General features: G+C 57.5%; 19 protein-coding genes. 7 read left to right on the top strand and 12 right to left on the bottom strand.

The genetic code is table 11. The features are described 5' to 3' along the window. Positions 1-22 precede the first annotated feature (22 nt). Positions 23-1,183: a DUF2087 domain-containing protein gene (locus HRQ60_RS13390; protein ID WP_172196336.1), complete on the top strand. Its 1,161-nt coding sequence runs from the start codon at positions 23-25 to the stop codon at positions 1,181-1,183. A gap of 209 nt (positions 1,184-1,392) precedes the next feature. On the opposite strand, the gene ychF is transcribed toward HRQ60_RS13390, so the two are convergent. From ychF to cls, 8 genes are all read right to left on the bottom strand, one after another. After that, entirely contained in the window at positions 1,393-2,493 is a 1,101-nt protein-coding gene (gene ychF / locus HRQ60_RS13385; protein WP_172196335.1) for a redox-regulated ATPase YchF, read from the bottom strand. A gap of 247 nt (positions 2,494-2,740) precedes the next feature. Then, the gene (locus tag HRQ60_RS13380) at positions 2,741-3,754 is read right to left on the bottom strand and encodes a globin-coupled sensor protein (protein ID WP_172196334.1); all 1,014 of its coding nucleotides are present in this window, start codon (positions 3,752-3,754) and stop codon (positions 2,741-2,743) included. A gap of 198 nt (positions 3,755-3,952) precedes the next feature. Next, on the bottom strand, positions 3,953-4,999 hold the full coding sequence (fni, locus tag HRQ60_RS13375; protein ID WP_172196333.1) for a type 2 isopentenyl-diphosphate Delta-isomerase: 1,047 nt from the start codon (positions 4,997-4,999) through the stop codon (positions 3,953-3,955). 192 nt (positions 5,000-5,191) lie between these two features. After that, complete coding sequence (locus tag HRQ60_RS13370) at positions 5,192-6,325, bottom strand: glycosyltransferase family 2 protein (protein ID WP_246281320.1); 1,134 nt, start codon at positions 6,323-6,325, stop codon at positions 5,192-5,194. 141 nt (positions 6,326-6,466) lie between these two features. Further along, positions 6,467-7,339, bottom strand: coding sequence for a phytoene/squalene synthase family protein (locus HRQ60_RS13365; RefSeq protein WP_172196331.1), 873 nt, complete (start codon positions 7,337-7,339; stop codon positions 6,467-6,469). Continuing rightward, positions 7,336-8,811, bottom strand: a complete 1,476-nt coding sequence (locus HRQ60_RS13360) for a phytoene desaturase family protein (protein ID WP_172196330.1) — start codon at positions 8,809-8,811, stop codon at positions 7,336-7,338. Before HRQ60_RS13360 ends, HRQ60_RS13365 begins: the two co-directional genes overlap by 4 nt. Next, the gene (locus HRQ60_RS13355; protein WP_172196329.1) at positions 8,808-10,361 is read right to left on the bottom strand and encodes a phytoene desaturase family protein; all 1,554 of its coding nucleotides are present in this window, start codon (positions 10,359-10,361) and stop codon (positions 8,808-8,810) included. Before HRQ60_RS13355 ends, HRQ60_RS13360 begins: the two co-directional genes overlap by 4 nt. A 309-nt stretch (positions 10,362-10,670) precedes the next feature. Beyond that, positions 10,671-12,182: a cardiolipin synthase gene (gene cls, locus HRQ60_RS13350; RefSeq protein WP_172196328.1), complete on the bottom strand. Its 1,512-nt coding sequence runs from the start codon at positions 12,180-12,182 to the stop codon at positions 10,671-10,673. 242 nt (positions 12,183-12,424) lie between these two features. Here cls and HRQ60_RS13345 point away from each other — a divergent pair, with 242 nt between their 5' ends. The 5 genes from HRQ60_RS13345 to HRQ60_RS13325 all read left to right on the top strand — a co-directional run bounded on the left by HRQ60_RS13345 (position 12,425) and on the right by HRQ60_RS13325 (position 18,216). Continuing rightward, entirely contained in the window at positions 12,425-13,006 is a 582-nt protein-coding gene (locus tag HRQ60_RS13345; RefSeq protein ID WP_172196327.1) for a TetR/AcrR family transcriptional regulator, read from the top strand. A gap of 47 nt (positions 13,007-13,053) precedes the next feature. After that, a complete protein-coding gene (locus HRQ60_RS13340) occupies positions 13,054-13,425 on the top strand; it encodes a DMT family transporter (protein WP_172196326.1) in 372 nt (123 codons plus the stop codon). A 1-nt stretch (position 13,426) separates the two neighbouring features. Continuing rightward, the gene (locus HRQ60_RS13335) at positions 13,427-13,741 is read left to right on the top strand and encodes a DMT family transporter (RefSeq protein WP_172196325.1); all 315 of its coding nucleotides are present in this window, start codon (positions 13,427-13,429) and stop codon (positions 13,739-13,741) included. 133 nt (positions 13,742-13,874) lie between these two features. After that, positions 13,875-14,822 carry a TetR/AcrR family transcriptional regulator gene (locus HRQ60_RS13330; protein ID WP_172196324.1) on the top strand — a complete coding sequence of 316 codons (948 nt, stop codon included), beginning with the start codon at positions 13,875-13,877 and terminating at the stop codon, positions 14,820-14,822. Positions 14,823-14,925: 103 nt separating this feature from the next. Continuing rightward, positions 14,926-18,216: an efflux RND transporter permease subunit gene (locus HRQ60_RS13325; RefSeq protein WP_172196323.1), complete on the top strand. Its 3,291-nt coding sequence runs from the start codon at positions 14,926-14,928 to the stop codon at positions 18,214-18,216. 154 nt (positions 18,217-18,370) lie between these two features. On the opposite strand, the gene HRQ60_RS13320 is transcribed toward HRQ60_RS13325, so the two are convergent. Continuing rightward, complete coding sequence (locus HRQ60_RS13320) at positions 18,371-19,960, bottom strand: gluconokinase (protein WP_172196322.1); 1,590 nt, start codon at positions 19,958-19,960, stop codon at positions 18,371-18,373. 259 nt (positions 19,961-20,219) lie between these two features. After that, positions 20,220-20,888: a TorD/DmsD family molecular chaperone gene (locus HRQ60_RS13315; protein WP_172196321.1), complete on the bottom strand. Its 669-nt coding sequence runs from the start codon at positions 20,886-20,888 to the stop codon at positions 20,220-20,222. A 389-nt stretch (positions 20,889-21,277) separates the two neighbouring features. Here HRQ60_RS13315 and HRQ60_RS13310 point away from each other — a divergent pair, with 389 nt between their 5' ends. Further along, a complete protein-coding gene (locus tag HRQ60_RS13310) occupies positions 21,278-22,519 on the top strand; it encodes an MFS transporter (protein ID WP_172196320.1) in 1,242 nt (413 codons plus the stop codon). A 108-nt stretch (positions 22,520-22,627) separates the two neighbouring features. On the opposite strand, the gene HRQ60_RS13305 is transcribed toward HRQ60_RS13310, so the two are convergent. After that, positions 22,628-22,912 (bottom strand): KGG domain-containing protein, encoded by a 285-nt coding sequence (locus HRQ60_RS13305; protein WP_172196319.1) that lies wholly within the window; start codon positions 22,910-22,912, stop codon positions 22,628-22,630. A gap of 413 nt (positions 22,913-23,325) precedes the next feature. Beyond that, the gene (locus HRQ60_RS13300) at positions 23,326-25,029 is read right to left on the bottom strand and encodes a glutamine--tRNA ligase/YqeY domain fusion protein (protein ID WP_172196318.1); all 1,704 of its coding nucleotides are present in this window, start codon (positions 25,027-25,029) and stop codon (positions 23,326-23,328) included. Between the last annotated feature and the right edge of the window lie 195 nt (positions 25,030-25,224).

Below are 25,224 nucleotides of genomic sequence, written 5' to 3'. Positions count from 1 at the left end.
AACAAAGAGAGGAATTGTCTCTATGAATATGACGGATACGCTGTGGAATGCTCCGATCGAAGACCTAAAAAAAGGTTATGCCCGGAGCGGAGAATTGTTCGTCTGTCTGTTCTGCGGACATTCGGCGGAACAGGGAGTCATCTATGCGGAAAACGGCTCCTTCTACGAAGCGGAGAAGTTTATGCGGCGGCATATCGCGTCGCAGCACGGCTCGGCTTTTGAAGCGCTCATCGGACAAGGCAAGAAAGCGACGGGCCTGACCGATCATCAGAACGCCCTGCTCCGGCTGTTCTACAGCGGACGCAGCGACGACGAGATCAAGAAGGAGCTTGGAATCGGAAGCGCTTCGACGATCCGCAACCACCGGTTCGCGCTGAAAGAGAAAGAGCGGCAGGCGCGCCTCTTCCTCGCGCTGATGGAACTGCTCAAGCAGCAGGGCGACAGCGAGCCGGCCTTTATCGAGCCGCATCCCCAGGCGGGAACAAGAGACGACCGTTACAATCTGACGGAAGAGGAAGAGCGGCAGATTCTCGGCAGTGCTTTTCCGGACGGTCCGGACAAACCGCTGCGCACTTTCGATCTGAAGGAGAAGCAGCGTTTGGCCGTGCTTCGGCATACGGCTGCGAGGCTTGACGACAAGCGCCTGTATACGGAAAAAGAAATCAATGCGGCACTCGAACCGGTTTATGCCGATTATGCCATTTTGCGCCGCTTCCTGATCGAATACGGATTTCTGGACCGCGAATCGGACGGCAGCGCTTATTGGACAACCCGGGGCGGAAAGCCCGAATCCGATCTATCCCCTACCCAGAAGGAGGAACTTCCCATGAATCGCAGAAAAGAACTTCAGGAAATCTACAAAGAGATCAAGCAGGAATCCGGCGTATACCGGATTGTCCACAAAGAAAGCGGACGCTCGTTTATCGCTTCGCTGCCGAATCTCAAATCGATGGAAGGCCGACGATTCGAATTGAATAACGGCAGTTTCAAAAATAAAGCGCTGCAGCAGGATTGGAAAACGTACGGCGAAGAAGCGTTCGAATTCGAAGTGCTGGAAGTGCTGAAACCGTCGGACAACGCTTATATTTCCGTACGCGACCAGCTTGGAGAGCTGGAAGCCAAATGGATGAACCAGCTCCGGCCGTACGGCGACCGAGGCTATCATCGTCCGCCGGCCGAATAGAAAAGCGATCCGGCGGACGGGTGCCGAAGAAGGTCCAGGCGCCTCGTCCAAGCAGCGTGAACACCGCTCTCGTCGGAGCCGGAGCACCGGACTGCAGGATGACTACGGACGCCGCTCCGGTTTCTCCGCGGCATGACCCGCCCTTTTCCCCAGCAAAAAGCCGCTTTCCCCTTGAGGGAAAAGCGGCTTTTTGACTAGTTTGCCAACGATTAAACGTTGAAACGGAAGTGCATAACGTCGCCGTCCTGCACGATATATTCTTTGCCTTCGAGGCGCAGCTGGCCGCGTTCTTTGGCACCGTTCATGGAACCCGCGTTGACCAGATCGTCGTAGCCCACCACTTCGGCGCGGATAAAGCCGCGTTCGAAGTCGGAGTGGATCACGCCCGCCGCGCCCGGTGCTTTGGTTCCTCTGCGGATCGTCCAGGCGCGAACTTCCTGAACGCCTGCCGTGAAGTACGTATACAGACCCAGCAGCTTATAGGCCGCTTTGATCAGCAGATTGAGGCCCGACTCTTCGATGCCCAGTTCTTCGAGGAACATCTGTTTGTCTTCGCCTTCGAGTTCCGCAATCTCTTCTTCCACTTTGGCGCTGATCGGCACGACTTCCGCATTCTCGGCCGCCGCAAACTCGCGTACCTTCTGGACATAGGCGTTGTTTGCCACATCGGCGATTTCGTCTTCGGCCACATTCGCCGCATACAGAACCGGCTTAAGCGTCAGCAGATGCAGTTCGCGGATGATCTGAAGTTCGTCTTCCGTCAGATCGAGGCTGCGTGCAGGCTGGTCGTTGTACAAAGCTTCTTTGACTTTTTCCAGCACTTCGACTTCCTGCGCGGACTGTTTGTTGCCGCCTTTGAGGTTCTTTTTGGAACGCTCGATTCTTTTGTCGACACTCTCGATATCGGCGAGAATCAGCTCCAGGTTGATCGTTTGGATATCGCTGATCGGATCGATCTTGCCGTCCACGTGGGTGATGTTCTCATCCACAAAGCAGCGAACGACGTGTACGATTGCGTCTACTTCGCGGATATGGGCCAGAAATTTGTTGCCCAGGCCTTCGCCTTTGCTCGCGCCGCGCACGAGACCCGCGATGTCTACGAATTCGAATGCCGTCGGCACCGTTTTCTTGGGCGTCACCATCTCCGTCAGTTTGTCGAGACGCTCGTCAGGTACTTCGACGATCCCGACGTTCGGGTCGATCGTGCAGAACGGATAGTTGGCGGACTCTGCGCCCGCCTGCGTGATTGCGTTGAACAATGTGGATTTGCCGACGTTCGGCAAACCTACGATACCGGCTTTCAATGCCATATGAATACACAACTCCTCTGAGTTTGATCGTAAATGCCCATTAAGATATTCCTGCAAAAAGCATCAGCGTATATTATAACAGGATTTCGGGTGAAGAGATACGGAAGCGTCCCCGGCGGTCGAGAAGATTTCACGGCAAAAAAAGCGGACGGTTGGGTTCCGTCCGCTTGTCGCGCTTCGCCGCGTTTCTGGTACCGCTTTCTTTTTTGTCCGTTCAAAGAATCTTCGGACCGCCGGAAGCCCACTTTCAGTTTTTGTGCTGCAGCTCTTCCAGTTCTTTGGACAACCGGGCAATCGTGGCGACAAAAGCGTCAAGCTCCTGGGCGGCCAACACCTGCTCCTCCGCATACCGGGCATTCTCAAGCGAACTGCCGCGCACTTCGTCAAGCGAACGGAACATGACTTTGAGCCTGTCGTCGATCAAACGCAGCGCGTCTTTGGATTTGACGGCAAGCTTGCGAACTTCGCTCGCGACGATGCCGAATCCCCGGCCCTGCTCGCCCGCGTGCGCCGCTTCGATCGCGGCATTGATTCCGAGCAGATGCGTTTGGCTGGAGAAATCGTCCATCACGGTGCCTACGCTGCGTACGCTGCGTACCTGTTCCACTTCGCCCGAGAGCCCTTCCAGACGTTTGAACGACTCCGCGTGGTGATCGGCCGACAACCGTGCGGACTGCGACATTTTTCGGCTGCTGCCTTCCAGCGTCCCCATCATGGAAGCGAGCTGCTGAACGGCGCTTCCTACCCCTTCCAGCAGCTTTTTTTGACTCTCCGCGAGTCCCCGAATCTTGTTCTTCTCGTCTTCTTCGTAGGCTTCGAGGACGAGCTGCGAATCGAGATTGAACATTTTGGTGAGCGCATGGATAACCGGCTGCCATTCATCCGTCGATTCTTTCAGGTACACCGCCGACAAATCCAGGTATTTCAGATAAGTCCCCAGATACCAATCCGTCGTCAATCCGATCCGGGAATGGACCCGGCCGATAAAAAGGCGGTTCTCGATGTATGCTTCGTCGATCCTTCCCGAAGTCATCGACAGATAATATCCCCGCTGCATCTGCTTAAGACGGTCCACCGTGCTGTGCGCGCGAATAATCTTAAGCAGGTGCGGCTGGGCGACAATATGGTCGTACAGCGCATCCACTAACCGGTCGACGATTTGTTCGAACGCCCGGCTCTGTCCTTTGAGAAAAACAAGATCTTCTTCCGTGATGCCTACATAGTGGATCTGGGTCAGTCTCTCACCCGACAATTGAATCATTCCGTTTCCCCCTGCCCATGGATTCAAAATTCTGAAACGAAAGACGGTACGGCGAGAAAGCGCTCGCTGCTTCCGACAGCATCGGACAGGAATATTATACCCTTTCGATCAAAAAAAGTCTTAACTCCCAGAGGCATCAACGGATGGAAAATAAAAAATAGTTTTTCTCGCAGCCGGGCATCCGCACGGCCAAATATACTATCTGCGCTGCAGCCGTTTGGTGCCTTGAAGCTCCGATACGGAGCCTGCGCCGATCCCGAACATGACCGTGCGCAGCTCGAATTCGGCCTGCTCCATGGCCTTCGCCGCACTCTCGGCGGAATCCACGGCCGGGCCGAGCAGCGCCCGGCCGAAGCCCGCAAGATCGGCGCCGAGCGCGATCGCCTTCGCCGCGTCCACACCGCCGCGAAGACCGCCGCTTCCGATCAGCGGCAGATGCGGCAGTTCGCCGCGGATCTCCGCGATGCAGTCCGCCGTCCCCGTGCCCCAGCCGGCGAACGCTTCCGCCGCGGCCCGGCGCATGGCGTCGGAGCTGCGGAACTTCTCCACCTGGCTCCATGAGGTGCCTCCCGCGCCCGCCGCGTCGATAAACGCGACGCCGGCTTCCGCCAGGCGCAGAGCCGTCTCGCCGTCGATGCCCCAGCCGACTTCCTTCACGCCGACCGGCACGTCCAGATCGCGGCACAGCTTCGCGATCTTCGGCAGCAGCCCGGCAAAGTTCGTATTGCCTTCGGGCTGGAACACTTCCTGCAGACTGTTCAGATGCAGCACCAGCGCGTCGGCTTCCGCGATATCCACGGCACGCCGGCATTCGTCCGCCCCGAAGCCGTAATTCAGCTGAACCGCCCCCAGATTGGCGATCACCGGAATGTCCGGCGCTTTGTGCCGGACCTTAAACGTCTCCGCCAGTTCACCGCGTTCAACGGCGGCGCGAACAGAACCGAGTCCCATCGCCCAGCCGCGCATCTGCGCCGCTTCGGCCAGCCGCTCGTTGATCCGTCCCGTACCGGCGCTTCCGCCGGTCATCGAACTGATCAGCATCGGCGCACGCAGCTCGCGTCCGAGAAACGACGCCGACAAATCGATATGGTCAAAATCCGTTTCCGGCAGCGCATTGTGCCGGAAGGCGTAACGTTCGAATCCGGTCGTTACGCCGACACCGCCCACTTCCTCTTCCAGGCATAGACGAACATGCTCGCTTTTGCGGTCTCCGGTCGATACGGAATCATTCTTTTCTCTCGTCATGGCCTGTCCCCTCTTTCTTTTCAATTCCCACAATCTTCTCCGTATAATCCGCACGCCGTTGCCGCCAGTTCCAGGCTTCGGACAGATAAGGCGCAGGGGCCGGAATAAACAGCGCACTGGCTCCCGGGGATGCGGAGGGCGGATGCCGTATAGGCCCAGATCGGCTTCGACATGGGCCAGCATCGGGCTTTTTTATCCGTATCTACGGCCTTTCCAGGTATGGCCTTTGCCGTTCAACCCGCCGGCAACGCTTGCCAGGGCGATCGCAAGGGTGCAGCAGACGGTTGCAGCCATGAAGACGCCGCGCCAGGCCGGCAGACCGCTCCGGATGTCGCACACCGATTTGACCGTCATCCCGAGCAGCATGGCCAGGCCGCTGAACCCCGCCAGGTGAAGATTGCCCGAGAACAGGCCGATGAGCAGCGCGATCGGCGGCAGGATATACAGCGCCGTATACCACAGCAGCATCACGGCCATGAGCACATAATTGCGCCCCATTCCGGCAAACATATTTTTGCTGAAGCCTTCCCAGACTTCGCGCGCCCCATGGTACATCCGCATCTCGGCATGTTTGCTCATATCGGCCAGCATCATTTTGTAACCCGCCTGTTTGACTGCGCGGGCCATGGCCATATCGTCCACCATCTCGTTCTTGAGCGCTTCGTATCCGCCGACCGATTCGTAGGCGGAACGTTTGATCAGCATATAAGCGCCGTGCGCCGCGGAAAACAGGCGGCTGCTCGAACGGGCTACCATCGGAATCGGCAGATGGCACAAGATGACGAATTCCATCATCGGGACAACCAGCCGTTCCATCCAGGTCCCCGTGATCTGTTTGGGAAATCCGCTGAGCAGCCCGACTTTCTTCTTCATGGCGGAACGCAGCGTATCCCGGATCGCCAGTTTGCCGACTCTTACATCGGCATCGAGCATCAAGTACCAGCTGCCGGATGCCTGTTCGGCGAGACGGTGGCAGGCGTAGCATTTGCCTTTCCAGCCCTCGGGCAGTTCGTCCCCCTGCATCAGGCGGATCCGGTGGTCTTCCATCGCCATACGCCGGACGATGCCTCCGGTATCGTCGCTCGAGTCGTCGTCGTAGACCATCACCTCGAGCCGGTATTCCGAATCGTCCGAAGCCAGCACATGGGCCAGACATTCCTCGATATTGCGTTCTTCGTCGCGGGCCGGAATCAGTACCGACACCAGCGGGCGGTTCTCGATCCTGCGCGTGCGCTTGCCGGGAACCGGCAGGGCACGGCTGTTAATCAGCGCGAAGACCAGCTGCGCGGCGAGCAGTACGCAGACGGCTGTTAGAACCCAAGTCATAATCAACGCTTCGTCCTCTCCTTTCGCCTGTGCCGATCGCCATCCAGACATCGAATACGAGACCGGAGATAAAAGCCGCCCGCTCCAGACGGCTTTTATCTCCGGCTGCCCGCAGGCGTAGACGGGTCTGCGATCCGTCCATTAAGACACGGCTGCGCTGTCCGCGGAATCGTCGGCCGCGCCGAAGCTCGCCATGACGCGCAGAAACAGCGCGCCTTTCTCTTCATCCGGCACGATGGCCCGCCGGCCGAAAACGTCATAACCGTTGCGCCGCACCTGATCGAAGATCGCTCCGTAGAAAGCGGCGGCCAAGGCTACCGACAAGCCGCTGCGCTTCGGATAGCTGTCCAGATTGGACAGCCCCTGCTCCAGCCAGATGGCGGCCTGCCCGTGCAGTTCGTCGATCATGGCGGTAAACCGCCCGTCGATCACCCCGCGGGACAGATGCTCTTCGGTATAACCGTGCCGGCGCATCAGATCCGCCGGAATATAACGGCGTCCCCGGCCCAGATCTTCGCCGACATCGCGAATGATATTGACGATCTGCATCCCCTTGCCGAGAGCAATGCCCGCTTCGGCCGCCTCGGCATGCAGATCGTCGCGGAGTACCGGAAGCAGCATTTCCCCTACCGTACCGGCGACCAGATAGCAGTAATGTTCCAACTGTTCCATGGTCTCGTAGCGCAGCAGGGTCAGATCCGATACTTGGCCTTCCATCTGATTCAGGAACGGCTGGCGTCCCAGGTTCGGAAACCCGGCGAACAACCAGCGCAGCGCCGGCCAGATAAAATGGTCGTTCGCCTGTTCCAGATCAAGAAACCGCTCGCGCAGTTCATGGATGGTAAAAGGCGAAGTCTCCGGCTCATCGACGCTGTCGTCGATCAGGCGGCAGAACGCATAGATGACGTAGACGGCATGACGCCTCTTCTCGGGCAGATCCCGGAAGGCGTGGTAAAACGAGGATGATCCCCGCCGCATCGAGTCCTCGCACTGCTGCATGATGTGTTCATTCATGGATTCCACTCCTTCAAAAGCTGATTTACGGCCATTCTTGCTCCCTGCATCACGATCGGCACGCCGCCGCCGGGATGCACCGAAGCGCCCGCCGCATACAATCCGTCTATCGTCTGAAAAGGCTTGGGCTGCGGCCGGTAAGGACCGGATTGGGTCAAAATCGGAGCGATGCCGAAACTGCCTCCGACATAGTTCCCGTCTTTGCGCGAATCTTCCGGCGTCCGAAGTTTGATCCATTTGATCGAGTCACGCAGACCCGGGAATCCTCGGCGTTCTGCGGTTTGGAGCACTTTGCGCGCGAGGCGCCGGCCTTCCTTGGCCCAGGAGATCCGGGAAGCATCGGGAGCCGGGATCAGGAAATACAGCAGACTTTCCCCTTCCGGAGCAGCGCCCGGATCCAGCTCGATCGGATTAAAGACATAAAACGACGGATTGGCGGGAATCATCCCCCGTTCGAACACAGCCTGCAGACTGTCGCTGAGGCTTTCCGGGAGGAAGAATTGGTGCGCCGCCGTATCTTCCCAACGCTTGGAAGTTCCCATATAGACCATCACGCAGCCCGAGGACGGACGGTAAGACTTTTTGCGATTGGCTTCGGGCTGACCTTCGAGCAGCGGCAGCAGATTCGGAAAATCCCCGTTGAACAAAACGGCGTCGTACTCTTCGCGCACACCGTCCACGACAATCCCCCGGCAGCGGCCCGTTTCGACGGATAGCCGCTGCACGCGGGTATTCAAGCGGATCTCGACATTTCGCGCACGCAGCTCTTCTTCCAGAATAACCGGCAGGCGCGCATAGCCGCCTTCGATCATCCAGATGCCGAAATCGTGCTCCGCGTACGGCAGAATCGAATACACGCCCGGCGTTCCGGCAGGTTGTCCTCCGATATACAGCGACTGCAGCGAATAGGCATCGATCAGATCTTTGTGTTTGAAGTATCGGGAAGCCGCGGCTCTTACGCTGCGGTGCGCCTGCAGCCTGCCGAGCATACGCACCTGGCGCGGCGCGAAGAAGTCGCGCTTGCGGGGAAACGTCCGTTCCAGTACCGAAGCTTTGGCACCCGGATACATATCCCGCATTTGGTTCATATACCGGATATACCCTTCCGACTCCCCGGGAAACAGCCGCTCGATTTCTTTGGCCTGGTCTTCCGGCTTGCGGCGCTTGGTCATCATTCGTCCATCCGAATAATGAATACGATAGAGAGGGTCGGCTTCGATCAATTTGATCCGTTCCCGCTGGACGCCGCCTTCTTCGAGAATCGACAGCAGCATCTCCGGCAGCAGTACGATCGTCGGCCCCTGATCGATCTGCGCGGCCGGTTCTCCGCCTTGTTCAAAAGCGATTCGGCCGCCCAGACGGTCGCGGCCTTCGAGCAGCGTGACTTCCGCGCCCTGCCGGCTGAGCAGCAGGGCCGCCGTCAGGCCGCCGATGCCGCCGCCTACGATGGCGACTTTCGGTCCGCGGGTCATTCGGTTCCTCCGGCCGCGCCGAGCGGCTGGGGAGCCGCATGGGCGCGTCTGCTGCCGTCGGCTTTCTCGATCAGGTCGACGCTGATCCGCGCCGATTCGAAGATGGTCGGCAGTCCGCTGCCGGGATGCGTGCCGCCGCCCACCAGCCAGACGCGGTCGACTTCCTCGAACTTGTTATGCGGGCGGAAAGCCATCATCTGCCCCAGATTGTGGGACAAATTGAAGGTAGCCCCCCGGTATACGTCAAGCGAATCCTGCCAGTCCTGCGGCGTGAAGAACGCTTCTTCTTCGATGCGCCCACGCAGTCCTTTCAGTTGGTCGATCATCTCCACCCGGTCGAGCATCCACTCTTTGAGTTCTGCTCGGCGGCCGCTCCAATCCGCGTCGCCTTTGAGATTCGGGACCGGCATCAGCACGTACAGCGCGGACTTTCCGGCCGGCGCCAGCGTCGGATCGAGTTTGGAAGGATTATGCACATAGATGGAAGGGTCTTCGGACAGCTTCTGGCTGCCCGTGATTTCTTCGACGTTCTTCGCATAATCGTCCGCAAAATGGATCGAGTGGTGCGGGAGGTCGATCTCGCCGTCGATGCCCAGATACAGCATGGCCGTCGAACAGGAATACTTTTTCGCTTCCAGTTTCTGCGGGGTATATTTCTTGAGTACGCCGGGTTCGAACAGATGGTTCATCGCCGAAGCGAAGTCGGCTCCGATTACCACATGTTCGGCCAAGCGGGTCTCGCCGCCCGGCAGGCGTACGCCCGTGGCGCGTCCCTTGTCCGTCACGATGCGTTCGACCGGCGTTCCCAGATGGAAGCGCACGCCGTGTTCTTCCGCTACCTTGACCATGGCGTCCCACAGCGCGGAGATGCCGCCTTTGGGATGCAGCAGACCGTAGCGGTGTTCCATAAACGACAAAATAGTAAAAGTACCCGGACAATTCCAGGCAGACATGCCGAGATATTTGGATTGGAAGGTAAACGCATATTTAAGCCGCTCGTCTTTGAAATAACGCGAGAGCTGACCATAAACCGTATCGGTAATTTTGAGATAAGGCAGTGCTTTGATCGCATCGGCTTTCATATAATCGCCGAATCCGCCGAAAGGACGGCGCAGCAGCGGCTCCACATGTTCGTACTTCACTGACTCATCGGTCATAAAACGATAGAATCCGGCTTCTTCTCCGGGAAAAAGAGCTTTGATCCGTCTGGCCGTCTCTTCATTGTCGCTTGAAGGCATCAGCACGGTGCGACCCCGGTCGAAATACAACCCGTAGAGAGGATCCAGCTTGTGGAGTTCCACATAATCGTGTACGGAACGCCCGGCCTGCTCAAACAGCTCTTCGAGCAGCTGCGGCATCATCAGAAACGTCGCGCCCCGGTCAAACGTATATTCGCCAAGCTTAAGCCTGCCCGAGCGTCCACCCGGAACGGACTGCTTTTCATAAACATCGACCTCGTATCCCTTCGCGCCAAGCAGCATCGCCGCCGCCAGTCCGCCGGGTCCTGCTCCTACGATGACCGCGGTTTTACTTTTTTCATTTCGCCCCATGCCGATTCACCTTTCTTGATTCAGACTTGCCCCATCGTCTTTTATTACCCAACAACCGGCCTTCCGGCTCGTTTTGCGGATGAAGAATTGTGTAAAATCGGTGCGAACACGATCTTTTTGTATGAAATTTTAACTTTCGAAGCTCAAGAGATCTCCTTTAGCGTACCATAACAACCTTGATCCCACAAACGTCTTTTATTCGGGGCGTTCCACGTCCGCACGCCAAGAAGGAAAGGAAGCGCGTCCGCGGCGAATTCCTTTCCTTTTCGGTTCTGATCCGCTTTGCATACCGCGTCTTCCGCCTCCTGTTCACAGCAGCGGAGACAGCAGTCGTGCGGCGGATTCCATAAACCGCAGAGCCATGCGTTTGCTGCCGAATGCGGCCGGATCGATCATCGTCGTGTTGAGCAGGTCTCGCTCGAAGTCGGCCGTGATGCGTTTCACGCTGGCATTGTTCATGAGCAGCGCATTGACTTCGAAGTTGAGGTGGAAGCTGCGCATGTCCATGTTGGCCGTACCTATACTCGCCGTTTCCCCGTCCACGATCAGCAGCTTGGAATGCAGAAATCCTTTTTCGTATTCGTAAATCTTCACGCCTGCATCAAGCAGAATCGGGAAATACGAGTGCGAGGCCCAGAACGGCAGTTTCTTGTCGGGTTTCGCAGGGAACAGCAGACGTACATCCAGTCCCGACAAAGCGGCGGTGCGCAGGGCAGTCAGAATGTCTTCGTCGGGAATAAAATACGGCGTGGCGATCCAGACGGAACGCTTGGCCGTCGTAATCATGGTAAAAAAGATATGTTTGAGCGTCCGTCGGTCGTTGTCGGGTCCGCTTGCGATGATCTGCACGGCGCCGAGCGCGGGATCCGGTTTGCTTTTGGATTGGAAATAACCCGGTCCGGTCGGCTGCTCGCCCGTCATATGCCGCCAATCCCGCAGGAAAATACGCTGCAGCGTGCTGACCGCGTCCCCTTCGATCCGCATATGCGTATCCCGCCAGAATCCGTACGTCTTGCTCCGGCTGAGATATTCGTCGCCCACATTCAATCCGCCGATAAAACCGATACTTTTGTCGATCACGACGATCTTGCGGTGATTGCGGTAATTGACCCGGCTTGTCGCCAGCAGAAACTTGGTTGCGCCGAACAGCGCCACCTTCACCCCGGCAGCCCGCATCTCGTCCAGGAAGCGGCGCGGAAGCTGGATACTGCCGACCGCATCGACCATAAACCGGACTTCCACGCCCGCTTTCGCTTTTTCGATCAGCAGCTTCTGGATCTGGGTTCCGATATCGTCCGCCCGATAAATGTAATATTCCATATGGATATGGCGGCGCGCGCCGCGCAGGGCGGCAAGCAGTTCGGAAAAAGTGCTGCCGCCGTTGGTCAGAACCGCCGTGGGACTCGAGTACGAGACCGGAGTCAGCGACAAACGGCGCGACAAACGCAGAATCCGCTGCTGTTCGTCGCTGAAGTGCGCCGTATTCTCGACGCCGGCCAGCGTGTCTTTTTCGCTCCATTCGTAAATGCGGCGATCCCATTCGGCTTTCTTGTCATACTTGCGGCGGCGGAAATAATTCTGTCCGAACAGGAAATAGAAGATCAGTCCGACGACCGGCAGCAGACCGAGTACCAGGATCCAAGACAGCGTACTCGACGGATTGCGGTTGTCCATGAAGATGACGAACGCGATCGAAACGACGGTCAGGGTAGAGAAAATGCTCATGACGGCAGCGGCGGTCGCTCCAAACAAATCGACGCCAAAGTAATAGAAGACGAACAATAAAGCGGCGAGCAGGAACACAATCAATCCACGTCTCATGTTTAACTCCCCTTCCTGCGGCAAGATCGCGATTATTCCGCTCTGTATATTCCGGTCATTACGTTCCAATGCGCTATCGGTTTCACTCTTCAGGCCGCCAAGCCTGCGAGTTTAACCCACGAACTCCTATTCGCCGCCGGACCTTTTTTCGCCTTTTTCTTTGACTTTGCGAATTCAGCGTGCTATTTTAAGACTAACGACCGTTAGTTTGTTTGGTATTCCCCGGTCAAGGAGGCGTTCGAATGACCCGCAAGCCTTTTATAGAAGATACTGCGCTGAGCCTGTTTGCCGCGGAGGGATTTGAAGGAGCTTCCCTGGGACGGATCGCCGAAGTCGTAGGGATTCGCAAGCCTTCGATCTATGCGCATTTTCGCAGCAAGGAAGATCTGTTCCTGTCCGTGTTCACCCGGGCGCTTCGGCGCAAGCGTCTGACGCTGTTCCGGTATGTACTGGAAAAGTCGGACGGCCCGCCGGAAGAAGCGATGTACCGGCTGGCGGAGCGGCTGCTCGACGATTACGAGTCGGACACGGAGACCCGCTTTTTGCTGCGAATGTGCTATTTCCCTCCAAGTGCCCTGCACGATGAAGTCACGACCCTCGTCAATCCGTTCTTCAGACAGGCGGAACGCGCGCTCACCCGTATGCTCAAACGTCCGGAGAATGCAGCGCGCCTGCATCCCGGCGGAGCCGAAGAAGCGGCGCTGGCCTACGTGACCGTACTCGACGGTATCATGGCCGAAGCCATCTACGGTAGCCGTTCCACCGCCGCCCGCCGCCTTGCCGCGGTCTGGCCGGTCTACTGCCGGGGCATCTTGATCCGTTAAGCCTTTTGTGAATCATCCAGTCATTAAATGAAGGAGCTGTCATTGTTATGAGCCGCACAAACCGCGGATGGACCTATGTTTTGATCGGAGGAATGTTTGAAGTCGCCTGGGTATCCGGACTGAAGCACTCCTCGAATATTTGGGAATGGCTGCTGACCATCATCGGGATCGCCGCCAGTTTCTGGCTGATGATCGGCGCTTCCAAAGTGCTGCCGATCGGCAGCGTATATGCCGTATTCACGGGACTCGGCACGGCGGGAACCGTCGTTGCCGAGACGCTGCTGTTCGGCGAACCGTTCAGCCTGGCCAAGACGCTGCTGATTCTGCTGCTGCTGTCCGGCGTAGTCGGGCTTAAGCTTGTCACCGACGCGCAGCCGGCGGAGAATGGGTCTTCGGCCCAAGGAAAGGAGGCGGTCTGAGATGCCTTGGCTCGCTCTTGTTCTCGCAGGCTGCTGTGAAGTATTCGGCGTTATCGGTCTAAAGCAGGTTTCCCTGCGCAAAGGATTGCCTGCCTACGTGCTGCTGATTGCCGCTTTTACCGGGAGCTTCTCCCTGCTCACCTATGCCATGCAGCATATCGCGATGGGCACGGCTTACGCGATCTGGACCGGAATCGGCACCGTAGGCGGCGCCCTGGTCGGCATGTTCATGTACGGCGAACCGAAGGAAGCGCGGCGAATCCTGTTCATTTCCATGATTCTGGCGGCGGCTGTCGGATTGAAGCTGATTTCGTAAAAAAACTCGATCGAACGACCGCTTTCGACCCCGGTTTTCCGGCAAAGTTGAGGCGGCCGTTTTTTTGGTTTATACTACTGTTGACCCAATAGTCGATTATGGAACTCATCAGTCAAAAGAAAGGGGACTGCTTTTGCTTACCGATAAATCCGCGGAACGCAGACAAACCATTTTTACGGTGGCACTCGGTTTGTTTTCGGAACGGGGAATCCAGGAAACTTCCATGCAGGATATCGCGGAACGCTGCGGTTTCTCCAAAGGAACGCTTTACCAGCATTTCCGCTCCAAAGAAGAACTGATTGGCGCCATTCACCAGTACGCGCTGGGCATGCTGCACGAAAAGTTGGAAAAAGCGGCTTCCGCCAATCTGCCGCCCCGCGAAGCGTTTTACGCCCAGATCGAAGTCCTCCTGCATTCGCTGATCGAATTCAAGGAATTCATCTTGATGCAGATCCGCGAACGCGAGTTCAGCGGGATCGGCGAAGACCTCGCTTCGGATAAGGGTTCCAAAGTCTGCGGGCCTACCGCCCATCACCCCCTGCTGGCTTCCGCGTTCGTCCAGATTCGCCGAAGCCTGATCGGGATCTACGGTCCCGAGATCGATCCGTATTCCGGGGACTTCGCTATCGTCGTCGGCGGTCTCGTCTTCTCGTACCTGCAGCTGACCGACTGGGGCATGCCCGAAATTCCGATTGCCGAAGTGCTTCGCCATCTGGAATTGACGCTTGATGCCACAGCCGAACGCGTACTGGGCATGAAGCCGGATCCGCTCGTTTCTCCCGCGCTGTGGACCACCTGGGTAGAAGACGCTCCCGAAGATCCTTCCGTTTCCAATCGCCCGTTTATCCTGATCCGCCAAATGCGCGATACGCTGGCCTGGAGTCCGATCGGCCGAAGCGAACGCGAAGACGCTCTGGAAACGCTGGGTGTGCTGGAGGAAGAATTGTCTGCCGAACTGCCCCGCCGCTCTGTCGTCCGGGGAATGCTCGCCAATCTGAAAGACGTTCATGCCCTGCACGGAGCGCTGGAACAGCTGTCCCCGCTCGTGCTCTACCGCTTGGACGAGATGCGTTCCCATTGAGCCAAAACCATACTGCCGCCCCGCCCCCGCCTTATCCGGATCGAGACAAAGAAGCCCGGTACACGGGCACAGCCCATTTATTAGAGGAGTGGAGAATCTTTTTATGAAAAGTATTATCGGCTTTTCCCTGAGGAATAAGCTCGCCATCTGGTTTCTGACGATTGTAATCACGGCTGCCGGCATCTACGCAGGTTTGACCATGAAGCAGGAAACGATTCCCGATATCACCGTCCCGTTTCTGAGTATTACGGCCGTCGATCCGGGCGCCGCCCCGGAAACCGTCATGAACGAAGTCTCTATTCCGCTGGAGCAGATGCTCCGCAATGTCAACGGCGTACAGAACGTGACTTCTTCCTCGATGGAAAATGTAGCGTCGATCGCCGTCGAATTCAACTTCGGCGCCAATCTCGACGAAGCCACCGCGCAGATCCGCGAAGGCCTCAACCAGATCACCCTGCCGGAAGGCGTGGAGCGTCCGACCATCACCCGCTTCAGCCTGAATTCCTTCCCGGTCGTCTCGCTGAGCGCATCGGCGGACAAAGGTACCGACGATCTGGAAGAACTGTCGCGGATCGCGCAGGAACAAGTGCTGCCGGAGCTTGAGAAGATTGAAGGCATCGCCTCCGTTCAGGTCTCGGGCCAGTACGTCCGCGAAGTTCAGCTGACTTTCAATGCCGAGAAGATGGCCGAATTGGGCTTGACCCCGGACACGGTGCAAAATATCGTGAACGCTTCGTCCGTCCGGGCTCCGCTCGGCCTGTTTACGCTGGACGATTCGCAGTCCGCGGTAGTGGTGGACGGCAACGTCACCACGCTTGAAGACCTCAAAGCGCTGGAGATTCCGGTCACCCCGTCGCAGGGCGGAGCTGCCGCAGAAGCGGCTCCGAACGCTTCCGGCACGCAGGGACAGGCTCCCGGCGGAGCTGCCGGCGCGGAAGCCGTTCGTCCAACCGAAAGCCAGGGCGCCGCAGCGGCAGGTACGCCAACCGGCACGGATAATGCCGCCGCGCCGGTCGCACCGGTTCAGGGCGAGGAAGCCGCGGCCGGAGCGGCTGCGGCTGCAGCCGGTCTGCCGACCGTCAAACTGAGCGAGATCGCCAAGATCGAAGTCATCGGCAGTTCCGAGTCCGTCTCCCGTACGAACGGCCTGGAATCGATCGGCATCCAGATCGTCAAGACCAACGATGCCAATACCGTCGACGTCGTGAACGCGGTCAAAGATCGTATCGCCGATCTGGAAAGCCAGTATTCCGGCCTGAACCTGACCGTTATGCTCGATCAGGGCAAGCCGATCGAAGATTCGGTCCGGACCATGCTGGAGAAAGCGATCTTCGGCGCGCTGTTCGCCGTCTTGATCATCCTGCTGTTCCTGCGCGATTTCCGCTCGACGATCATCTCGATCATCTCGATTCCGCTGTCGCTGCTGATCGCGGTGCTGCTGCTCAAGCAGATGGACGTCACCTTGAACATGATGACGCTCGGCGCCATGACCGTGGCGATCGGCCGGGTTGTCGACGACTCGATTGTCGTCATCGAGAACATCTACCGGCGCATGTCGCTGGATACCGAGAAGCTGCGCGGACGCCAGCTGATCAGCGCCGCAACGCGCGAGATGTTCCTGCCGATCATGTCCTCGACGATCGTCACGCTCGCCGTGTTCGTTCCGCTTGCTTTTGTCAGCGGGATGGTCGGCGAACTGTTTATGCCGTTCGCGCTCACCATGGTATTCGCGCTGCTGGCTTCGCTGCTGATCGCGATTACGATCGTTCCGATGCTGGCGCACAGCCTGTTCCGCGGCGGTCTCAAAAAGAAAACGTCGCACGACAAGCCGGGACGCATGGCCGAAGGATACAAGCGTATCTTGAACTGGTCGCTGTCGCACAAGCTGATCACATTCCTGATCGCCGTGTTCCTGCTGATCGGCAGCTTGTTCACCCTGCCTTACGTCGGAACCAGCTTCCTGCCCGAGCAGGAAGACAAGACGTTCACGTTCACGTATGCCCCGGAAGCGGGCGCGACCGACGAGCAGGCGCAGCAGCGCATGCTTGAAGCGGAAGAATTCGTACGCGAACAGCCGAATCTCACCAGTATGCAGTATTCGATCGGCGGATCGAACCCGCTGGGCTTCGGTTCGGCCAACTCCGCCTTGTTCTATACCGAGTTCAACAGCGATACGAAGAATTTCGACACGGTCAAAGAAGACCTGCTCGCAGGTCTTCAAGAACGCGTACCGGAAGGCGAATGGAGCCAGATGGATATCGGCGGCGGCCTCGGAGGCAGCCAGCTCAGCGTCAGCGTCTACGGCGACAGCACGGATGATCTCAAACCGGTCGCCGACGATATCCTCAAGCTGATCCAGGAAGATTCCAACTTCGAAGAAGCCGAGAGCAATCTCGCGGAAGGTTACAGCCAGTACACGCTGGTAGCCGACCAGCAGAAGCTCAGCTCCTACGGCCTGACCGCCGGGCAGATTGCCATGACGCTCGCTCCGGTCACCCAGCGTCCGGTATTGACGGAAGTCGACCTGGACGGCCAAAACCATAACGTCTATATCGAAACGGAAAGCAAAACGTTCAAAACCCTGTCGGACATCGAAAAAACCGAGCTCACTTCTCCGCTCGGCATCCAGGTTCCGATCTCGGACGTAACGGAAGTGCAGGAAGGCATTGCGCCCGACACCATCTCCCGTTCGAACGGCAAGACCGTCGCCCAACTGTCGGCCAATATCGTCTCGTCCGACGTCGGCGGCGCTTCGACGGCTCTTGAAGACAAGATCAACGCTCTGGATCTGCCGGACGGCATCACCGTCGAATTCGGCGGCGTAACCGAGCAGATCAACGATACGTTCTCGCAGCTTGGACTTGCCATGCTGGCCGCGATCGCGATCGTCTACTTCGTCCTCGTGGTCACGTTCGGCGGCGGCCTGGCTCCGTTCGCCATCTTGTTCTCCCTGCCGTTTATCGCGATCGGCGCCTTGATCGGCCTGCTGATCGGCGGCGAATCGCTCAGCGTATCGGCGCTTATGGGGGTACTGATGCTGATCGGGATCGTGGTTACCAATGCCATCGTCCTGATCGACCGCGTTATTCACAAAGAGCGTGAAGGGATGTCGACCCGCGAAGCGCTGCTGGAAGCCGGTTCGACGCGTCTGCGTCCGATCCTGATGACGGCGCTCGCCACGATCGGTGCCCTGATCCCTCTGGTCGCCGGCTGGGAAGGCGGCGCCGGCATCATCTCCAAAGGTCTCGGCATCACGGTTATCGGCGGTCTGATCAGCTCTACGCTGCTGACGCTCGTAATCGTGCCGGTCGTCTACGAATTCCTGATGAAGATCAGCTCCAAATCGCGCGCCAGACGCGCCGAAATGGAAAAGCTGGAGACTCCTCTGAATTAAACGGCGGCTCCGAAGACTTTCCAAACACAAAGAACCCTTCACCCCGCGAACCGTGCGGGGTGAAGGGTTCTTTTTTTGTCGTGAGACGAAGGGACGGCGAACTCGGGCAGGGAGCTGCGGAGCTTCCGCGTATCTCCTTTTGCGCGAAGCCGCCTTATTTCTCCGGTACAGTATGCTTCGCTTCGCCTTCTTCGCTCTCGTCTTCGTGGTTCACGCCCGTTCCCCGTTGAAGCTGCGCAATCTCCGGGAATACCGGTTCAAGCTGATCGTACACCCGCTTGAACAGCGAATAATAACGTTCGTACGTTCCGAAGCGCTGCGGGTCCGGCTCATGCGTGCGCAGGATGCCGATCCGCTCCTTCACTTCGCTTAGATCGCCGATCGCGCCGTCCGCCAGCATGGCGACGGAGGCTGCGCCAAAAGCCGAAGCTTCATACGTATCCGGCACAATGACGCGAGTGCCCGCCAGATCCGCCAGCATCTGCGTCCAGGTTTCGCTTTTGGCGAATCCTCCGGAGGCCAGCAGCGACCGATTGGATACGTCATGCTGCGTCAAGGCATCGTAGACCGTGCGTACGGCGAACAGGACGCCTTCCATGGTGGCGCGGCCAAAATGGGCGCGGCCGTGATGCAAAGTCGCACCAAAATAAGTCCCCCGGGCATCTGCATTCCAGTAAGGTGCCCGTTCTCCGCTTAAATAAGGCAGGAACAGCAGCCCTTCGGAACCGGGCGGCACGGAATCCGCCAGCTGCATGATCCGGTTCAACGCTTCTTTCTCCTTGAGGTCGGCACTCTCGCCTTCGCCGATTACGAATTTCTCCAGATACCAGCGCAGCGCGATGCCTCCGTTGTTGGTCGGACCGCCGATCAGCCAGCGGTCCGGTTCGAACGCGTAGCAGAAGGTCCGGCCGCCGATATCCGTACTCGGATGTTCGGCAAACGAGCGCACGGCACCGCTCGTTCCGATCGTCACCGCCGTTTCTCCCCGTTCAAGAGCGCCTACGCCTACATTGGCAAGCGCTCCGTCGCTTGCGCCGGCAATCCACGGCGTCTCCGGCCGCAGGCCCATTCGCCCCGCAAGGGCCCGGTCCATGCCGCTGAAGCGTTCCGTGATCGGCACGATCTCACCGAGCCGTTCCGGGGAAAGGCCGGTCAGACGCAGTGCCGATTCGTTCCAGTCCAGCGTATTCAGATCGAGCATGCCTGTCGCCGAAGCGAGCGAGACATCGATCGCATAACGGCCGAACAGCCGATAGAGCAGATACTCTTTAAACGAAATGAATTTGGCCGCCCGCTTGAATAGTTCCGGTTCGCGGCTGCGCAGCCAGAGCAGCTTGGTCAGCGGCGACATCGGATGGACGGGAGTCCCTGTCGCCCGGTACAGCCTTCCGGCTTCGCCGTTTCGGCGCAGATCGTTCGCCTGTCCGAGGCTTCGGTTGTCCGCCCACGTAATCAGCGGCGTCAGCGGCTTCCCTTCGCTGTCCACGGCCATGACACTGTGCATGGCCGCGCTGATGCCGACGGCCGAAATCTCGTCCGCCCGGGCTCCCGCATCCTGCATCGCGCCCCGGATCGCTTCGATTACGGCATCCAGCAGCTCGTCCGGGCGCTGCTCGGCGCGTCCCGCTTCCGGTACCAGCAGCGGATAAGCCTGCTGCGAACCTCCGCGAATCCCGCCTTTCTCATCATATAAAAAGGCTTTGGTGCTTGTCGTTCCGATATCAAGTCCGATATATAGTCCCATGACGGAATCCTCCTTCGCTTTCGGCCCAAATGGTACCTTGACCCACCCTAATCCGAGGTTTACGTTCTCTTCAAGCACACGCGCTTTAGGTGCGTTTGAAGGGGGCGTACCCTTACCTTTAACTTGGTCAAGGTATTGGTCTATGGCCCATTTGGACACCCGGCAGGCAAACGAAACATTCATGACAAAAGCCGCCTGCATGCTTCTCCGAACGGAGAAGCATGCAGGCGGCCTGTTGGGTTATCGGTTATGGATACGGTCAGTCGTCGATCCGGGCGCTGAGCCACTGGTAATCGCGGGTAATCAACGCTTCCAGCATGCCGCAGAGTTCCAGATACAGCGCGCTTTCGGTATGGCTACGAAGCTCGGCGCAGAATGAAGGCACCCAGGTCAGCAGATGGCGCTTCACGAATCCCAATTGGATCCGGGCCAGGCGCTCGCGCTCTTCACGGGAACGTACCCCTTCGGTCATCCGCTCGGCCAGTACCGTCATAAATTCCAGTTCCACGCTCAGTTCGTCGTCTTTTTCCCCGGCCGTTTTATTCAGGATTACGCCCGCACGGTCGTATTCCGCACTGGCCCGGCAGGCTGTCACTTCGGCGGTGCCGCCGGCATAGAACGACTCCCGCAGAGGGATGCCGCTGGACTGCCGCCGTCCGACCAGACGTTCGTATTCGTGCGACTCCGCTGCACAAAAGGCAGGCAGCGAAGAAGTATCCCGATCGGCGACCAGCACTCGGAATCGTCCAAAAGCTTCATTGTCCCAGCTAATCCGTTCGAGATGGCGGCGCCATTTCATCAGCAGATGGACACTCGGTTTATAAATGATAAAATCGCTCAGCAGCTGATACAGCGTCAATCGGGTATATGTCCAGTGTTCGTCTCCGTGGGCGGCCGATTCGGGTCTTTCCATCATTGCGGTCGTCATCAGCGTGAACCTCCTTAGGGAATGGGCGTCCGGAAGTCCCTAACCAAGTGAAGGAGGCCCGTCGCCTGAAATATAAATTTGTCCGTGTCATGGATCGTTCGGTTTGTACACGCTTACAAGTCAAGTATACCCGCAATTTGAAACAGATAGTCCTGCATGATGTGACAAAACGGTTGCAGTTTGCGGAAGCCCCGTACAGACGGCTTTTCGGGTCCGATTCCTTCTTTCTTTCATTAACGCTGTGCATTATTTTGTTGTAATCTGTCTGAGGAAGGACTATATTGTCGATTAAGGGTATGCCGTCCGACTTGGTTCCCGGCCTATATGTGACTTAAGATGTAAGCCCTTACTTAAAAAGAAACGGATTTTCCGCAAGGGGTGTGCGCGACGTGTTAGAACGACAAAAGAACAATCCTCAACCGACCTCCTCCCATACGAATCACGCCGCTTTCCTTCCGCTCAAAGCCTTCAACTTTTTCCTTTACGGTGCAATCGCGGTCTTTGCCAGCTTTTTTCCGCTCTATCTTCAAGACGCGGGCATGAGCAAGCTCGAGATCGGAACGCTGATGGCCATCGGGCCGTTCGTTTCGCTGATCGCCAATCCGTTCTGGGGTTACCTGGGCGATCGGATGGAGAACACGAGGCGCATGCTGATTCTGATGCTGGCCGGCACCCTGGTGCTGGCGCAGTTCGTTTTCCATGTGCATTCGTATGCGATGATTTATCTGGCCATGATTGCCTTCTTCTTTTTCCAGAGTCCGATGTTCGCGCAGAGCAATACGATGATTCTCGGCTATATCGACGGGAGCGGCCGCAAATTCGGCGGTTTTCGTCTGTGGGGTTCGCTCGGCTGGGCGCTGACTGCGGCGGCTGCGGGCTTCGTTATTGACCGAACCGGAACGTCTCCGGGCATGCCCTGGTTGTTCACGGGACTGCTCTCGATGACGCTGCTCTGCGCGGTTATCCTGCCTTCCCTACGCCGTCCGGCCGCCACGTCGACCGTGGCGCCGGGCGGATTCCGCAAAGTGCTCACCAATCCGACCTTTGCCGCGTTCCTGCTGCTTGGCGTTCTCGTCTCGATTCCGAACGCCATGAACGGCACGTTTATGACCTTGTATATCACCGACCTGGGCGGTTCGCGCGAAATGGTAGGCTGGGCGGTATTCTCGGCCTCCGCGCTGGAAGCCGTATTCTTCCTGATCTTCGACCGGTTCTTCCGCCGCCGGCTTGGCTTTATGATGATCTGCCTGACAGCCGTGAGCGTGCTGTTTGCGCTGCGTTGGTATCTCATGTCGGTCGTAAGCGATCCGATGTCGATCATCTATATTCAAATGCTGCACAGCGTAACGTATGCCGGTTATTTCTATGTCGGCACGCATATGACCAGCATGTTCGTACCCGATTCGTACCGCGGCACCGGACAGGCGCTGTTCACGCTGTCCTGGAGCGGGATCTCCGGCGTTGCAGCCGGCATTATCGGCGGCTGGATGTTCGACAATTTCGGCGCGCCGATGATGTATCAGAGCGGCACCGTACTCTCGGTAATCGGAGCCGCCGGCTTCGCGGCAATGGGCTATACGCTCTACCGCAGCGGCCGGCAGGTTCCGGTCGCGGCCCCGGGCAAACAGTAGCGCAGGAATGTTGGGTTAGGTGAATTCGTCAAAGACCCCCGGTTCTCCGTCAGCGGCGGAGAATCGGGGGTCTTTTTGCAGGTGCTATTTGATTTCGGGTACAATCCGTCAGTCGTTCTTGCGAGCTTGTCCGCCTTTGCGTCCGGCTTCCTCACGGCTCATCTTGCCGTCGTTGTCGTCGGAATCCGAACCGCCGCGCGCTTTGCCGCCTTCGCTGCCGATCTCCTGATAGAACTCTTTGTCATGGGAAGCGGAAGTGGCCTCGCCGCCTTTTTGCCCGATTTCCTGGTAAAATTCTTTGTCGTGATTGTTCGATGTAGCTTCGCCGCCCAGTCGTCCTGCTTCTTCGCGGGACATCTTGCCGTTGTTGTTCTGGTTGTCATTGCTTGCCATGATTAATCACTCCTTGATATTTTTTGAGAAATCTGATGAGCTACAGCCTTATTTTACCCGCTGCAAACGAAGTTAAACATTTCTTCAAAAGTAATTTAAATCCATTTACAAACAGCGCAAAACGGCTGCTGATTCGGACGGAAGGCCGGAACCCTAACTATTTTGACTGACCGGATGTTGGATACGCTGTGTTAGGTCCGCCGTCGTCCACGATGTATTTTTAACCTGTATTTTTGGTTTTAAACACGTAAAAAAACCTCCCCTGCTTTCTGTCTCGCACACTGTTTTCACTGCGGTAAATCTCTGTCTGTCACTCGTCTGAACCCTTCTGTCATGAGGTTTAAAGCCAGCAAAAAACCGCTTCGACCGAAGCGGTTTTTTTGGCAGCTCTATTGCGGCTAAAATTTCTTTTTTTATTTTTTCGGCATTTTGAACGAGCTCTTCATCGACACGATTCGGCCGAAGACCGGCTTGCCCGGCTCCGACAGCTGCGGATCGACATTGAAGTAGCCGTGACGGAAAAATTGGAACTTGTCCTGCGCCGCGGCGTCTTTCATCTGCGGTTCCACAAAGCCCTGCACGATTTCCAGCGAATCTTTGTTGACCTTCTTGAGGAAGTCGTCCACTTCGTCCGCGGAAACGTCGTTCGTCTCGTCGGTCGCCAGTTCTTCCGATTCCTCGTCTTCGCCGAGCAGCGGCTCGTACAAACGGAACTCGGCCGGCACGGCGGCGGAAGCGTCCACCCAGTGAATCGTGCCTTTGACTTTGCGGGCGTTGAAGTCGCTGCCGCTCTTCGTCTCCGGATCGTACGTGCAGTGGATCTCGACCACTTCGCCGCTGTCATCCTTGATGAAGTCATGGCACTTGATGAAATACGCATGCTTCAGGCGCACTTCGTTGCCCGGGAACAGACGGAAATATTTGCTGACCGGCTCTTCCATGAAATCGTCCTGCTCGATATAAATCTCGCGCGAGAACGGAATTTGGCGAACGCCCATTTCTTCGTTCTCCGTATTGTTTTCGGCCGGCAGCAGCTCGCTTTCGCCTTCCGGGTAGTTCGTGATAACGACTTTGAGCGGACGCAGCACGGCCATCGTTCTCATTGCTTTCATCTTCAGGTCTTCGCGGACGAAGTGCTCCAGCGTCTGGATATCGACCAGGCCCTGGCTTCTCGAAATCCCCGTCTCGTAAATGAAATTCTTGATCGCGTCCGGCGTATAGCCGCGGCGGCGCAGTCCGGAAATCGTCGGCATGCGGGGATCGTCCCAACCGTCGACCAGATTCTCTTCGACCAGCTTGCGCAGTTTGCGCTTGCTTGTCACCATCGTGGACACGTTCAGGCGGCCGAATTCGTACTGGCGCGGCTGCGCCTCCATCTCGCATTGGCTGACGACCCAGTCGTAGAACGGACGCTGATCTTCGAACTCCAGCGAGCAGAGGGAGTGCGTCACGCCTTCGATGGCGTCTTCGAGCGGATGCGCGAACGTGTACATCGGGTAGATGCACCATTTGTCGCCCGTGTTGTGGTGCGTCGTATGCGAAATCCGGTAGATGACCGGATCGCGCAGGTTGATATTCGGCGAAGCCATGTCGATCTTCGCGCGCAGGACGCGTTCGCCGTTCTTGAACTCGCCGTTTCTCATCCGCGTGAACAGATCGAGGTTCTCTTCGACGGAACGGTCGCGGTACGGGCTGTTATGGCCGGGTTCCGTCAGCGTGCCGCGGTTCTCGCGAATCTCGTCGGCCGATTGGTCGTCGACGTACGCGAGGCCTTTGTTGATGAGCAGCACCGCACGGTTGTACATTTCGTCAAAATAATCCGAAGCGTAATATTGGTTGTCCCACTCGAAGCCAAGCCACTTAATGTCTTCCTTGATCGAGTTGACGTATTCGACGTCTTCCTTGACCGGGTTCGTATCGTCGAAACGCAGGTTGGTGCGTCCGCCGAATTCGTCCGCCAGCGCAAAGTCGATAAAGATCGCGCGTACGTGTCCAATATGCATGTAACCGTTCGGTTCCGGAGGGAAGCGGGTGACGACCTCTTTCACTTTGCCGCTCTTGAGGTCTTCTTCAATAATGCTTTTAATAAAGTTCGGTGGGGTCTTGGCATTCTCCACGGATATCAACCTTTCGTTATTCCCAGATTCTTTGACACAAAAAAAGTCTCGTTCCTTATCCAGCTTGCTGCTTCTAAATATAACGCAACCGGCAAAACCGTTCAATCGAAACACCCGGGTCCGCGGGGTCAGGCAGCATCTTTCGTTTCTTTTGACGGCCTCTGCACGATCGGGTAGCATGAAGGTTATCATCCC

Origin of the sequence: Saccharibacillus qingshengii, assembly GCF_013185195.1 — a bacterium.
In the GTDB taxonomy this organism is placed as follows: Bacteria; Bacillota; Bacilli; order Paenibacillales; family Paenibacillaceae; genus Saccharibacillus; species Saccharibacillus qingshengii.
Note: the sequence above shows the minus strand (reverse complement) of the source record. Positions and strands in the feature narration are given on the sequence as shown.